Annotated in this window: 12 protein-coding genes; 4 read left to right on the plus strand and 8 right to left on the minus strand. The window is 72.9% G+C overall.

Annotation, left to right across the window (positions count from 1 at the left end):
• Positions 1–5: 5 nt before the first annotated feature.
• From OO60_RS30850 to OO60_RS30860, 3 genes are read right to left on the minus strand one after another with little or no spacing between them, the layout of a single operon-like run.
• A complete protein-coding gene (locus OO60_RS30850) occupies positions 6–479 on the minus strand; it encodes a hypothetical protein (protein WP_033262643.1) in 474 nt (157 codons plus the stop codon).
• 27 nt (positions 480–506) lie between these two features.
• The gene (locus tag OO60_RS30855) at positions 507–1,430 is read right to left on the minus strand and encodes an ABC transporter permease (protein ID WP_003070647.1); all 924 of its coding nucleotides are present in this window, start codon (positions 1,428–1,430) and stop codon (positions 507–509) included.
• A complete protein-coding gene (locus OO60_RS30860; protein WP_033262644.1) occupies positions 1,427–4,297 on the minus strand; it encodes an alpha/beta fold hydrolase in 2,871 nt (956 codons plus the stop codon). Before OO60_RS30860 ends, OO60_RS30855 begins: the two co-directional genes overlap by 4 nt.
• A gap of 303 nt (positions 4,298–4,600) precedes the next feature.
• Between OO60_RS30860 and OO60_RS30865 the strand changes: the two genes are divergently transcribed.
• The gene (locus OO60_RS30865) at positions 4,601–5,563 is read left to right on the plus strand and encodes a TerC family protein (protein WP_003066729.1); all 963 of its coding nucleotides are present in this window, start codon (positions 4,601–4,603) and stop codon (positions 5,561–5,563) included.
• 50 nt (positions 5,564–5,613) lie between these two features.
• Positions 5,614–7,569, plus strand: a complete 1,956-nt coding sequence (locus tag OO60_RS30870; RefSeq protein WP_033262645.1) for a S9 family peptidase — start codon at positions 5,614–5,616, stop codon at positions 7,567–7,569.
• Positions 7,570–7,671: 102 nt separating this feature from the next.
• On the opposite strand, the gene OO60_RS30875 is transcribed toward OO60_RS30870, so the two are convergent.
• The 4 genes from OO60_RS30875 to OO60_RS30890 form a co-directional block, all read right to left on the minus strand.
• Positions 7,672–8,328 carry an RES family NAD+ phosphorylase gene (locus OO60_RS30875; RefSeq protein ID WP_004558748.1) on the minus strand — a complete coding sequence of 219 codons (657 nt, stop codon included), beginning with the start codon at positions 8,326–8,328 and terminating at the stop codon, positions 7,672–7,674.
• Positions 8,329–8,378: 50 nt separating this feature from the next.
• Complete coding sequence (locus OO60_RS30880; protein WP_004558749.1) at positions 8,379–8,960, minus strand: MerR family transcriptional regulator; 582 nt, start codon at positions 8,958–8,960, stop codon at positions 8,379–8,381.
• Between the two features lie 416 nt (positions 8,961–9,376).
• Positions 9,377–10,354 carry a LacI family DNA-binding transcriptional regulator gene (locus OO60_RS30885; RefSeq protein WP_004558750.1) on the minus strand — a complete coding sequence of 326 codons (978 nt, stop codon included), beginning with the start codon at positions 10,352–10,354 and terminating at the stop codon, positions 9,377–9,379.
• 106 nt (positions 10,355–10,460) lie between these two features.
• Positions 10,461–11,411, minus strand: a complete 951-nt coding sequence (locus tag OO60_RS30890; protein ID WP_004558751.1) for a helix-turn-helix domain-containing protein — start codon at positions 11,409–11,411, stop codon at positions 10,461–10,463.
• Between the two features lie 166 nt (positions 11,412–11,577).
• Here OO60_RS30890 and OO60_RS30895 point away from each other — a divergent pair, with 166 nt between their 5' ends.
• Together OO60_RS30895 and OO60_RS30900 are read left to right on the plus strand one after the other, a co-directional pair.
• Entirely contained in the window at positions 11,578–12,051 is a 474-nt protein-coding gene (locus OO60_RS30895) for an MmpS family transport accessory protein (RefSeq protein WP_004558752.1), read from the plus strand.
• 17 nt (positions 12,052–12,068) lie between these two features.
• Entirely contained in the window at positions 12,069–12,812 is a 744-nt protein-coding gene (locus OO60_RS30900) for an ABC transporter permease (RefSeq protein ID WP_004558753.1), read from the plus strand.
• Here the strand turns inward: OO60_RS30900 and OO60_RS30905 are convergent.
• On the minus strand, positions 12,796–13,482 hold the full coding sequence (locus OO60_RS30905; protein ID WP_004558754.1) for a histidine phosphatase family protein: 687 nt from the start codon (positions 13,480–13,482) through the stop codon (positions 12,796–12,798). The two genes, OO60_RS30900 and OO60_RS30905, sit on opposite strands and share 17 nt — an antisense overlap.

A 13,482-nucleotide genomic window follows, 5' to 3' on the forward strand; every position in this document is an offset into this window, starting at 1 on the left:
GGCGGTCAGGTCCTGACGCTCAACCGGACGACGCCGAAGTGCTCCCGGCGGGCCAGCTCGGCGACCTCGTCGAGGGCCGGCAGCCTGCCGAGGGGGAACTTCAGCCCGATCATCCGGGCCGCCCGGCGCATGCCCAGCTCGGTCATGCGGTCCAGGTAGATCCGGGCCACCTCGGCCCGGTCCTCGACGAGCACGCCGCGCATCGGGGTCGTCCGGCCGGCGAGCGTCACGTCGACGTCGGCGCCGCCGCGGAAGTTGAGCCGCCAACCTGCCGGTGTCAGCGCGCAGAGGTCACCGGCGACGCGGTGGGCGGTGACCGGCACGCGGTAGCGCTGCCCGGTCCGGCGGCCGGTGAAGGCGAGCAGCATGAACTCGCCGACGCCGCGGCCGAGCGGGCTGGGCAGCACCCCGCGCAACACCACGTTCATCGTCCGCACCAGCGCCGCGGGCGGCTGGTGCCACTCCACTGCGGACGTCATCGATGGAGCGTACGCCCGCCGGTGGCGTCAGCTGGTGATGTCTTTTTGAGCGAACCGCCGCCCGGCGAAGAGGAAGAACACCGTCCCGTAGATCGCCGCCGACAGCATCCCGCTCGCCAGGTTGGTCCAGTCGACGTCGGTCGAGATCAGGTCCATCCAGGAGAACGCGTAGTGCGTCGGCAGGTAGTTGCGGAGGCCCTCCAGCGCGGTGATCTGGTCCAGGATCTGCGACAGGATCGCCACCAGCACCGCGCCGCCGACCGCGCCGAGCGGGGCGTCGGTCGACACGCTCAGCGCCAGCGCCAGCCCGGCCACCCAGGCCAGCTGCAGGATGATGTACACAGTGGACAGCGCGATGGCCAGCAGGCTGTCGCCGAAGGACACCGCGTCGCCGGTCGGGCTGATCGCGTCGCCCGCGCCGTACCAGATCACCCCGACGCCGAGCGACACCAAGGGCAGCAGCACCAGCGCGAACGCCGACAGGAGCCCGGACACGATCGCCTTCTGCCGCAGCACCCGCTGCCGCGGCACCGGCACCGCGAGCAGGTACTTCAGGCTCGACCACGACGCCTCGCTCGCGATCGTGTCGCCGAAGAACAGCGCCACGATCATCGGCAGCAGGAACGTCCCGGACACGAACAGCGCCAGCACGACGAAGTTCGGCGCGGACGCCGTGGCCAGGTCGACGAACCCACCGCTGCGCCGGTTCGGGTTCGACTGCCCGAGTTCGAACGCGATCACCAGGATGAACGGCAGGATCGCGACGAACCCGAGCAGGAACTGCGTCCGGCGCCGCTTCAGCTGGCGCCGCAGCTCGACGCCGAGCCGCAGCGTCCGCCGCGCCGAATACCCCTCGACCGCGCCGTCCGGCCCAACCCCGGCGTGCTCGGCCGACGCGAGGTCGCTCAGCTCGTCGAGCGCGTGCGGATCGGTGTGCACACCCTCGCTCATGATTCCTCTCCGACCAGTTGCAGGAACGCGTCTTCCAGCCGGCGCCGAGGCCCGGCCTGCTCCACCGCGACACCGGCACGCACCAGCGCCGCCACGCCTTCGGCCCGCGGCAGCTCGCCGAGGTTCGCGTGGACGAGTTCGCCCTCGACGTCGACGTCGGTGACCCCGCTCAGCGCCTTGAGCGCCGCGGCGGCCGCGGCCGGGTCGTCGACCCGGAACGTCGCCTCGCCGCCGGCCGCGGCCAGCTCGCCGACCTCGCCCGAGGCCACCAGCGAACCGCGGTGCATGACCACGACGTGCGTGCAGGTCTGCTCGACCTCGGCCAGCAGGTGGCTGGACACCACCACCGTGCGGCCGGTCGCGGCGTACCGCTTCAGCACCTCGCGCATCTGGTGGATCTGGGGCGGGTCGAGCCCGTTGGTCGGTTCGTCGAGCACCATGAGCTCCGGCAGGCCGAGCATCGCCTGCGCGATCGCCAGCCGCTGCCGCATGCCCTGGCTGTAGGTCCGCACCCGGCGCTCGACCGCGTTGCCGAGCCCGGCGATCTCCAGTGCCTCCGCGAAGTGCGCCTTTTCCGCCGGACGTCCGGTCGCCGCCCAGTACAGCTCGAGGTTCGCCCGGCCGGACAGGTGCGGCAGGAAGCCCGAGCCCTCGACGAACGAGCCGATGCGCGAGAGCACCGGCGCGCCCGGGGTGATCTTGTGCCCGAACACGCGGATGCTGCCCGCGGTCGGCGTGATCAGGCCCATCAGCATCCGCAGCGTGGTCGTCTTGCCCGCGCCGTTCGGCCCGAGCAGGCCGAGCACCTGGCCCGGCTCGACCCGGAACGACAGGTCCTTCACCGCGACGAACCCGCCCGCGTACTGCTTGCGCAGTCCCTCGATGACCAGCGGGGTCGCGGCCAGCTCGGGGTCGGCGTCGGTGGCGCGGCGGCGGCGCAGGGCCGCGAAGAGCACCGCGGCGAGGCCGATCGCCAGCGTCACGCCGATCCCCACCAGCTGCCCGACCGGCGCCGGGGAACCGACCGACGTCCCGGGCACGATCGGCACGGCCAGCGCGGTGCCGGCGGCGAGCCCGACGCGGAACACCGCGGGCGCGGCCGGGGCGGCGAACGCCTGGTCGGTGGTGCCGACGACGAGCCGCAGCGAGTGCCCGCCCTCGATCGGCCGGACGATGCCGGGCAGCGTCACGGTGACCTCGACCGGGGTGCCGTCGGCGGGCAGCCCGCTCACCCGGAACGGCGCGATGGCGTTGGCCGGCAGCACGCGCGAGCCGTCCTGCCCGACGTCGTAGAGTTTCGCGAACAGCACCGCGTCCGGCTGCGGGTGCGCCGGGTCCGCGGCGACCTGCAGCCGCACGGTGGACGAACCGCTGACGACGACCTGGCCGTCGAAGGGAGCCGTGGCGAACTGCGCGGCCTGGCCGGGCGGGTCGTTGCTGAACAGCGCGCCGAGCCGGGACGAGCTGCTCGCGACGCCGTTGAGGCCGGGGATCCCGCTGACCGCCGCCGGGTTCGCCCCGGCCGGGCGCACCACCGGCTGCGCGGGCCCGTTCAGCGCCAGCAGCCGCCGTTCGGTGGCCGGCCCGGTCAGCCCGGGGTAGGCGGCGGCGTTGACCGTGCGGACCGACGGCGTTCCGTTGGCGCGCAACGTGCCTTGCACGTCGTAGCTGAAGCCGGTGCCCGGGTCGCCGCCGTCCAGCGCCGTCTTCAGGAAGTCGCCGATCTTGGCGCGCAGCTGCGGCCCCGGCTTGCCGCCGTCGTGGCCGCCGGTGTACCAGATCGTCTTGACCTTGCCGCCCGCCGCCGTGATCTGCCGCGCGTTCGCGTCGGACTGGTCGAGACCGAACAGCGTGTCGCTCTCGCCCTGCACCAGCAGCGTCGGCACGGTGATCTTGCTCGTCACGGACGCGGGGGAGACGCGGCGCAGCAGGTCGACGCTCGCCTGGCTCGCCCGCCCGGTGGTGCCCAGCTCGGTGTAGGCGCGGCAGACCGCGGCGGTGAACCTGCCGCACGGGTCGGCGGGCCCGCCGCGCGGCCCGCCCGCCCCCGGCGGCCCGGCGGGCAGCGCGGCCCCGGCGGCCGCACCGGCCCCGGTCGCCCCGGTGGAGCCGGTGTCGGTCTCCTGCCCGGCTTCCGGCGCCTCGGCGGACGGCGAGCCGCTCGCGGCGGCGCCGGAACCGGCCGAGAAGAAGATGCCGGCCCAGCTCTTCTTGAACACGCCGTCAGGCGTGAACGCGCCGGCGGACGGGGTGCCCGGGGCCGTGGCCGCGGGGGTCGCCGCGTTCGGGACCAGGCCCTGGGCGAGGTCGTTGTAGGTGATCACGGGCGCGATCGCGTCGACGCGCTTGTCCGTGCCGGCCAGCAGCAGCGACAGCGCGCCGCCGTAGGAAGCACCGGTGACGGCGACCTTCGGGTCGCCCGTGGCGTCGAGCGTGACCTGGTGCTGCGCGACGAGCCGGTCGATCAGCCGGCTCGCGTCGGCGACCTCGCCGTCCGGGTCGTTGAGCCCGATCTTGCCGGTGCTCTTGCCGAAGCCGCGCGCGGACCACGTCATCACGACGAAGCCCTTCCGCGCGAGCTCGCGGGCGTCGTCGGCGACGCTGGTCTTGTCCCCGCCGAAGCCGTGCGCGAGCAGCACGGCCGGCGCGGGCAGCGTCGTGGGCAGGTAGGTGGTCGTGTCGATCTTGACCTGCTCGGCCGAGCCGGGGGCGGCGGGCAGGTCGAGCAGCGCGTCCTGGGTGGGCACGGCGGGCGGGGCCGTGTCGCGCGTCGCCCAGAGGACGGTCGCGGCGGCGAGCACCACCACGACGGCGCCGAGCGCCGTGAGGCGGGCCCGGCGGGTGCGCGGGAGCGGGAGTCGGGGCACGACGTGACCGTATGTGAAGTTTCCTGAGAGTGTCCTCCGCTCCTCACAGTGATCACACGTCCGCGACCACCTGGTGGACCGAAGTGACCGGAATTACAGGCCCAACCCGGTGACGTGCGCGATCCCGGCTGGCTTTCGGTGGCGGGAACCGGCAAACTGGACGCGCTGTGAGGGGAGTATTCCTTCGCGGCGGTGTCGTCAGCACGGTGGCCCTGCGCCCCCGGCACCGTCGGCCGGTGTTTTCACCGGCGGGAGAGACCTCCGGTTAGTTGCTGCTGCGCACTATCCGGAGGTTCGAGTTCCATGACTGTCCCCCTGTGGCTGTGGATCGCCACGATCGGTGGCCTGCTCGCGCTGATCGCGCTGGACCTGGTCATCGTCGATCGCAAGCCGCACGAGGTGACCACGGGGGAAGCCGCTCGCTGGGTGATCTTCTACATCTCGTGCGCCGTGCTCTTCGGGGCCGGAGTGTGGATCTTCGCCGGGCACGACCCGGGCGTCGAGTTCTTCACCGGCTACATCACCGAGTACTCGCTGAGCGTCGACAACCTGTTCATCTTCATGATCATCATGGCGTCGTTCAAGGTGCCCGCCATCCACCAGCACCGCGTGCTGCTCGTCGGCATCCTGCTCGCGCTGGGCTTCCGCAGCGTCTTCATCGCCATCGGCGCCGCGCTCATCGAGCAGTTCGTCTGGGTGTTCTTCCTCTTCGGCGCGGTCCTCGTCTGGACGGCCGTCAGCATGCTGCGCGGCAAGGGTGAAGAAGAGGAGTACCACGAGAACGCCGTCACCCGGCAGGTCCGCAGGATCGCCCCGGTGACCGACGACTACCACGGCCACCACTACACGGTGAAGATCAACGGCAAGCGGATGATCACCCCGATGCTGCTGGTGATCGTGGCCATCGGCTCGGCCGACCTGCTCTTCGCCGTCGACTCGATCCCGGCGATCTTCGGCATCACGCAGGAGGCGTTCCTCGTCTTCACCGCCAACGCGTTCGCGCTGATGGGCCTGCGGCAGCTGTACTTCCTGCTCGGCGGCCTGGTGACGAAGCTGGTCTACCTCACGTACGGCCTCGCGGTGATCCTCGCCTTCATCGGGGCGAAGCTGTTCCTGCACGCCCTGCACGAATACCACGTCGTGCCGGACTGGCTGGACATCAACAACTGGGTCTCCCTCGGCGTGATCGTCGTCGTGCTGACCGTGACCACGGTGGCCAGCCTGGCCAAGGCGCGGCGCGACGAGCGCAAGCAGGTCGCGGCTTAACGTCCGGCAAAATCGTTCGCCTCGCTAAGGATATCGGGTACGGTCGGGACGTGCGTCCTGCCGACATCGAACACCTCGTCACCCCCGGCCGTCCCGCCCTGCGCGGGAACCTGCTGCTCACCGCGCTGAAGCAGCCGGACCTGAAAGCGAACGCCGCGCTCGGCGCGGTGCGGCGCGTGTCGCTCGACGGCGGTGAGTCCGCGTGGACCCACGGCCGGCACGACTCCGCCCCGGCGATCTCGCCGGACGGCCGCTGGGTGGCGTTCCTCCGCGCGGGGGAGGGCGACGGCGCCGACGGCAGCCCGCAGCTGCACGTGATGCCGTCGGCCGGTGGAGAGGCGCGCCGGCTGACGTCGCTGCACCTCGGGGCCGGTGAACCGGTGTGGGCGCCGGACTCGCGGCGGATCGCGTTCACCGCCCGCGTGCCCGAAGCGGGCCGCTACGGGACACCGGACGCCGACGGCGAGACGCCGGAGCCGGCCGCCGAGGCACCGCGCCGGATCACGCGGATGGACTACCGGATCGACGACGTCGGCTTCCTGCGCGACCGCCTGCAGCGGCTGTTCGTCGTCGACGCCGTCGCGGCGCTGGACCAGGCCGAGCTCGCCGACCTCGAGCCGCTGACCGGAGCCGGGTTCGACGTGGCCCACCCGGCGTGGACGCCGGACGGCACGCACGTGGTCTTCACCGCGCCGCCGGACTGGGACGCGGCCGAAAGCGACGCCCGCGACATCTGCGCGATCGCCGCTTCGGGCGGTGAGCCGTCGGTGCTCGTGCGGTGCGAGGGCTACTCGGAGCGGCCTGCCTTCGGGCCCGACGGCACGTTGTTCTACTTCGGACAGTCCTTCGAGGACCACCACGAAGCCGCGCCCACCGGGCTTTACGCGGCGACGCCGGAGTTCGGCGCGGGCCCGGTCGCGGGCCGGCGGCTCACCGACGCCGAGACCGTGGACTGCGAGGCCGCGGCGGGCCCGCCGGCCCCGCGCGGGGACGACGTCCTGGTGGCGGTCCGCCACCGCGGCGCGGTCGAACTGCGCGCGGTCCCCGTCGGCGCTTCCGCGGCCCCGCTGGCCGACTTGCCGGTGGTCCACGCGGACCAGGCCGCCGTCCGGTCGTTCACCCTGGACGGCTCGGTGCTGGTGGCGGTGATCGCGACGCCGTCGACACCGGGCGAGGTCGTGCTGCTCGGCGAAGACGGCCCGCGGGTGCTCACCGACTACGCGAAGCCGTTGCGCGACAAGGGCATTCGCCCGATGATCGAGCTGGAGACGACGGCGCCGGACGGCTACCCGGTGCACGGCTGGCTGGTGCTGCCCGAGGGCGACGGCCCGCACCCGGTGCTGCGCGTGGTCCACGGCGGCCCGTTCACCCAGCAGGAGTGGGCGCTGTTCGACGAGGCCCAGGTGTACGCGTCGGCGGGCTACGCGGTCGTGGTCGGCAACCCGCGCGGATCGGCGGGCTACGGTCAGACGCACGGCCACGCGATCACCCACGCGTTCGGCACGGTGGACGTCGACGACGTCCTGGCGCTGCTCGACAAGGCCCTCGAGCGCCCGGACCTGGACGCCTCCCGCGTCGGCATCATGGGCGGCTCGTACGGCGGGTTCATGACGAGCTGGCTGGCCGCCCACCACGGCGACCGCTTCAAGGCGGCGTGGAGCGAGCGCGCGGTCAACGCGTGGGACTCGATGGTCGGCAGCTCCGACATCGGCTACTTCTTCGTCGACGCCTACATCGGCGCGTCGCCGGAGGTGCAGCGCGAGAAGTCGCCGCTTTCGTACGCGGCGCAGATCGGGATCCCGTTCGCGGTGGTGCATTCGGAGCAGGACTGGCGGTGCCCGCTGGAGCAGGCGCAGCGGATGTTCGTGGCCCTGCGCCGGGCGGGCGCGCCGGCGGAGATGCTGCTGTTCCCCGGGGAGGGCCACGAGCTGAGCCGGTCGGGCCGGCCGCGGCACCGGGTCCAGCGCTTCGAGGCGATCCTGGAGTGGTGGTCGCGGCACCTGTGACGCGGCGGCTTCGCCTTCAACGCGACCCCGGCCGCCCGTGCCGTCGCGACCCACGTCGTCGACGGGACGGACCTGCGGGCGGTCATCCCCGGTCCTGGCGGCTCAATTCAGCAGCGTGTAGTTGAGCTCTTCGCAGACGCGGCCCAGCGGGACGTCCAGGCCCGGGTGGTCCAGCGGCAGCAGCACGTCCGGCGCGATCGGGAGCGCGGCGCCCGCCGGGGGGTCCCACAGGCAGATCGCGGGGTCACCGGAGTCCATCGACGAGCGGTACCAGAGGCCGTCGAGGTCGCTGAACGCGCCGCGGATCGCGCGGGCCCACGCCTGCGTGAGTTTCTTCGGCCCGCTGGAAATTTCCTGGGACGCGCCGACCCGCGTCGGCCAGAGGCCGGTCAGGTCGAGCAGGCGCAGCGTGCGCGTCGGGCGGACGACGACGAGCCGGGGGCCGCGGGTGCGGCGGTCGACCGTCGAGCTCGTCTGGAACACCTCGGCGACCGACGTGCGCACGGTGAGGCCGAAGTAGAGGACACCGTTCGCGGGGTCGGTGACCGGCGCGCCGCCGCGGCCGGGCGACTGCTGGTCGAACCGGCCGTGCGGGAGCGGGCCGGTGTAGCGGAACGAGTTCCACTGCTGGGGGTGGTTGCCGTGCGCCGTGAAGATCCGGACGAGCCTGGTCGCGGGCTGGACCGTCACCACGTCGTCGGCGCGGTTCAGCTGCCGGACCAGGACGGATCGGGCGGGCGGCAGCGGGAGCCGGGCCATGGGTCGGGGGTGGTCCGTCCTTGTCGGTGATCTTGCTCGGGGGGTCCAGCCTAGAGTGGCGTGCCGAGCGTGGCGATGAGGCGGGCGACGTGGTCCGGGTCACCACCCGAGAGGAGCCATTGCCGAGGGGTCGCCGGGTGGTCGTTGATGACCAGGTCGGCCTGCGGAGTGCTCATGAAGGCGGCGACGACGAGCGCGGGCTGGTCGTCGGGCAGGGCCTTCAGCACGACCTCGAGGCCGGGGAGCACCCCGGAACCGGCGAACTGCCACGCGGGAAGCCGCCAGCCGCCGTCCTTCCACCCGGTCAGCCTGCCTTCCTTGAGGCGGTGCCGGATCCGGCTGTCGTCGACACCGAGGGCCTTGGCGGCTTCGTTGACGCTGAGCGCGCCCTCGGCGAGCACGGCATGGGCGGCGACGGTCCGCGCCCGGAAGTCGGGCTCGTCTTCCCGCCGGGGGGAGAGGTCCAGCCCGACGTCGGCGAGCGCGGCGCGCTGGTCGGCCGAGAAGTAGTGCGATGGATCGGGGTTCGGTGGGGAGAGTCTGCGCGCCGCATCTTCGACGAGTGTGAGGAACTCGTTCGCGTCAACTTTGAGGCCCGCCTTGGCGAGGATGTTCTCCAGCGCTACAGACATGTGGCTCAGGTTAACCCGAAACAGCGCGCGTGTGCGGGTTCGTGCGGTTTCTTGCCCTGTCTGTGGGTGAATTCACCAGAGATCGACACTTAGGGCACATCATCCAACACGTTGAGTAAGCAACTTCCCGCTAGTGTCCCCGGGCGGGGGTGGGTTGTCCAGTCTCGGGTCGGCTTGACAGTGCCGGCCGGCGGACCTAGGTTGCCGGTGAGTAAACGATTTCCGCTCCGTGCTCGCAGGATCCGGCGTTCCGGCGCCGGTCATGGGGGACACAGGGGGTGGGGCGTGCCCGGGGGCCGGCACGAGCCGGCCCCCGGGCACGTCGCTCCGAACGGGGTGACCCTTCGGGTACGCAAGTCGACTGTCCGGGTACGAGAGCTGACTGGGTGCGCGGGGCGGCGTCCGGAACCCCGGCCTCAGCGGCGGGAGCTCTTCCGCACGATCAAGCGTGCTTCCAGCGTCGTCGTGGTCGCGTCGCGGCTGCTGTCGGAGATCCGGGCCAGCAGGAGTTGCGCCGCCACCCGGCCCACCTCGTACGCCGGCTGGGCGACCACCGTCAGCGGGGGGTCGACCAGCGTCGTCCACGGGGCGTCGTCGAACGAAACTATGCCCACGTCGCTGCCCGGGCGCAGGCCGCGGGCCGACAGCGCCTCCAGGACTCCGATCGCCATCGTGCTGTTCGCGACCAGCAGCGCGTCCGGTGGCGATGGCGCGTCCAGCAACTCCGATGCGGCCAGCCGGGCGCCCTCCGCGCGGTACTCCGCCCGCCGGGACAGGACGTTTTCCTCGCCGACCACGTCCGCGTAGCCCGCCAGGCGGTCGTCGGCCGTGCGGACGCCCGCCGGGCCCGTCAGGCAGCCCACGCGTTCGTAGCCGCCCGCGAGCAGGTGGCGCGTCGCCTCGGCGGCCGCGTGGCGGGTGTCGACCAGGACCTGGTCGCCTGCCGCCGCGGGCAGCGGCCGGTCCACGGCCACCAGGGGCGTGCCCTGGCGGCGCAGGCCCTCGACGCTCGTCGAACGGCCGGTGGGGGACAGCACCACGCCGGCGACCCGCTCCTGCAGCGCGACCTCGATGTAGCGCCGCTCCTTGTCCTCGTTCTCGTCCGAGTTGCAGAGCACCACCGAATACCCGGACCGCTGTGCGAGATCCTCGACGCCGCGCGCGATGGCGGTGAAGAACGGGTTCTCGACGTCGGAGATGATCAGCGCGAGCACCGCCGTCTCCTGACGGCGGAGGTTGCGGGCCAGCCCGTTCGGGTGATACCCGAGCTCGGCGGCCGCCTCCTGGACCCGCGCGGCCAGCGTCGGGTCCACAGTGGACTTGCCGTTGAGCGCGCGCGACACGGTCGCCGTGGAGACTCCGGCTCTCGCCGCGACGTCGCTGATGGTGGCCACGGGCCCTCCCTGATCACTTGTCGAGGGGGAGAATAGCGCTCTTGGTAGTCGTTTACCGTCCGCTTACCTTTTCGGGTGAGCAGCCACTTCCGGTTGTCCGCGCGGGTTACGCCGAACGGAGTCGATCACGCTCCGCCACGTCCACAGTGGAGGGACGGCGGAAGTAGGCACGCGGCGTGAGCCCGGTGAGGGCGCGGCAGTCCCGGCTGAGATGAGCTTGATCGGCATACCCCGTGGCGGCGGCGAGTGCGGCCAGCCCGGAAACGCGCGGCGCCAGGGCGACGGCGCGCTGGAACCGGCTGACGCGGAGGTAGGTGGCCGGGCCGTAGCCGACCGCCTGGACGAACCGCCGCCGCAGCCGCCGTTCGCTCACCGCCACCGGCGCGGCCGGATCTTCGGCCCGAACTGCGGCGGCTTGTGGGCCGGGGCGCGCGAGAATGGCGGCCGTTTCGGCGATCGCGGCAGCTTGTGGGCCGCGGCGCGGGAGGATGGCGCCCGCTTCGGCGATGCGCCAGCCCTCCGGGTCAGTCGCGGCGAGCATGGCGGCAGCCCGCGCCCCACCGGAACCCGGCCGGCCGGACTCCGCGCCGTGACCCGCCCCCGCCAGCATCGCGACCGCATCCGCGACCCGCGCCACCCCCGCATCCAGCCGCGCGATCAACGCCGTCACCGCCGCATCCGGCGATGACGCTGCCGGAAGCCGCCACGCCACCGCCTCCGCCAACGACCACTCACCCGCCAGTACCCGCTCCGCCGCCAGCTCTCCCGGCCGCCCCCACAGCTCGCCCAACGGCACCCGGCGGTCGCGCAGCTCGTCCGCAGCCACGCCCAGCACCGCCGCCGCGTGGCCCGGCCGGAACCTGACTCCGCTCAGCGCCGGCGCCGGCGCCGATGACCACGCCATCGTGTCCGGTCCCGCCACGAACACCTCGCCGTCGCCGGCCACCAGGTCCACGCAGCCGTCGGGGACGATCCGCTTCGGGCCCTCCGAAGCCGATCGCCACAGGCAGCGCGCCACCTCACGCAGCCGCCGCGGTGGGGCTGTCTCCTCGTACACACCTCGATCATGCCTCCGGGGTCCGACAAAACCGGCCCTTCCCGCAGCCACCCGTCCGGGTGAACATCGGATTTTCCGGCGAACCGCGCTAACGCCCCGTCAGGTCACGGCGAGATATACATCGACGCACTCGACGGAAGTGCGCGGGACGAGAGAAGACCTCTCCATGGGTGTTCCCACCGCGACCCGGACCCCGGGCGACTGCGCCGGGCGGGCTCGGTCGGCCGGCAGCTTCGTCGTCGTCCTCGGGGTGCTCGCCGCCGCCTTCGCCGTGTCCGCCTACGTCGTGCCCCGGTCCGCGCGCGGACCCGTCAAGGAGGAGCCCGCCACCGCGCCGGTCGCCCCCGCCGCGGTCCGCACCGTGAGCCACACCGTCGTCTACGAGCTGCTCGGCGCGCACGGCGCCCGCAACGTCACCTTCGCCGCCGCCGGGTCGGCGCTGACCCAGCACGCCGAGGTCGCCACGCCGTGGTCGACGCAGTTCACCCGGGTCGGCCCCGCCGGCCGCACCGAGTTCTACAGCATCGCCGCCCGGAACCCCGGGCCCGGCGAACTGCGCTGCCGGATCGTCGTCGACGGCGTCGTCGTCGCCGAGAAGGCCGAGTCCACACCGGACCGCCTCTTCAGCTGCTCCGTCTAGACGGCAGGATCGGCGGCGTGAACGCCGCGATCACCTTCGGGCCCGCCCTCGTGGCCGTCCTGCTCCTGCTCACCCTCGCCGGCGCCGCCGTCGTCCAGGCCGGCGGGCTCGGCCGGGGACGGGCTGTCCTGATCGCCGCCGTCCGGGCGGTCGCGCAGCTCGCCGTCGTGTCGCTGGTGATCACCGCCGTCCTGCGCTCGGCCCCGCTCACCGGCCTCTTCGTGCTGCTGATGTTCGGCATCGCCGCGGTGACGTCGGCCCGGCGCGTCGGCACCCGCAAGAACCTCCCGTGGACGGCACTGGCCATCGCCGCCGGTGTCGTCCCCGTGCTCGCGCTCGTCCTCGGCGCCGGGGTCGTCCCGCCGAAGCCCATCGCCGTCGTGCCGATCGCCGGGATCGTGATCGGCGGCGCGATGACCGCCACTTCGCAGGCCGCCCGCCGTGCCCTCGACGAGCTGAAAGCCCGCCACGGCGAGTACGAAGCCGCCCTCGCCCTCGGATTCCTGCCGCGCCCGGCCGCGCTCGAAATCTGCCGCCCGTCCGCCGGGCACGCCCTCATCCCCGCGCTCGACCAGACCCGCACCGTCGGCCTGGTGACGCTCCCCGGCGCGTACGTCGGCGTGCTGCTCGGCGGCGCGGGCCCGGTCCAGGCCGGGCTGACGCAGGTGCTCGTGCTGATCGGGCTGCTCGCCGCGGAAGCCGTCTCGATCCTGGTGACCGTGCAGCTCGTCGCGGCCGGGAAGCTCAGCCGAGCGGCGTAGCCAGGTGGGCGGTGTCGTTGAAGCGCCGCACGATCCAGACATCGCCGTGCAGCACCAGGTGCGAGATGGACCCGTTGTCGGCGCCGAGGAACGCGAACCGCTCGACTGAGCGGCTGGCCTGCGCGAACACCTCGCCGATCACGCCGCCGTGGGTGAACACCGCCACGCGCTGGTCCGGGTGCGCCGCCGCGATGCGGGTCAGCGCGCCGCGCAGCCGGGCGCCGAACCGCTCGTCGGACTCCGCGCCCGGGATCACGTCCCAGCGCTGCTCGGTCCACAGCCGGTCGACGATCGGGTGGCCGTCGGCCGTGTACTTGCGGAACAGGCCGTTCTCCCAGTCGCCGAGGTGGATCTCGCGCAGGTCCGGCTCGACGACCGGGGTCAGCCCGAGCTTCTCCGCCAGCGGCGCGGCGGTCTGCACCGTGCGGCGCAGCGTCGTCACGTAGATCGCGTCGATCCGCTCCCCGGCGAGCCGGTCGCCGACGCGCCGGGCGTGGTCACGGCCTTCCGGGGCGAGGTCCGGGTCGGCCTGGCCGCCGACGAGCTCGAACGGGTCGTCGCCGCGGGCCGGGGCCGATTCGCCGTGCCGGACCAGGAAGATCTCCGTCGAACCCGGGGGCGGGCTGAAGCGGTGCTGGCGGTATTCGATCTCCTGCTCGGGCGTGCTCAT

The organism is Amycolatopsis vancoresmycina (assembly GCF_000716785.1).
GTDB classification, from domain to species: domain Bacteria; phylum Actinomycetota; class Actinomycetes; order Mycobacteriales; family Pseudonocardiaceae; genus Amycolatopsis; species Amycolatopsis vancoresmycina.

Coding starts and splice junctions, on each gene's coding strand:
- OO60_RS30850 (WP_033262643.1), bottom strand. CDS start 479: ATGACGTCCGCAGTGGAGTGGCACCAGCCGCCCGCGGCGCTGGTGCGG.
- OO60_RS30855 (WP_003070647.1), bottom strand. CDS start 1,430: ATGAGCGAGGGTGTGCACACCGATCCGCACGCGCTCGACGAGCTGAGC.
- OO60_RS30865 (WP_003066729.1), top strand. CDS start 4,601: ATGACTGTCCCCCTGTGGCTGTGGATCGCCACGATCGGTGGCCTGCTC.
- OO60_RS30875 (WP_004558748.1), bottom strand. CDS start 8,328: ATGGCCCGGCTCCCGCTGCCGCCCGCCCGATCCGTCCTGGTCCGGCAG.
- OO60_RS30880 (WP_004558749.1), bottom strand. CDS start 8,960: ATGTCTGTAGCGCTGGAGAACATCCTCGCCAAGGCGGGCCTCAAAGTT.
- OO60_RS30895 (WP_004558752.1), top strand. CDS start 11,578: ATGGGTGTTCCCACCGCGACCCGGACCCCGGGCGACTGCGCCGGGCGG.
- OO60_RS30905 (WP_004558754.1), bottom strand. CDS start 13,482: ATGAGCACGCCCGAGCAGGAGATCGAATACCGCCAGCACCGCTTCAGC.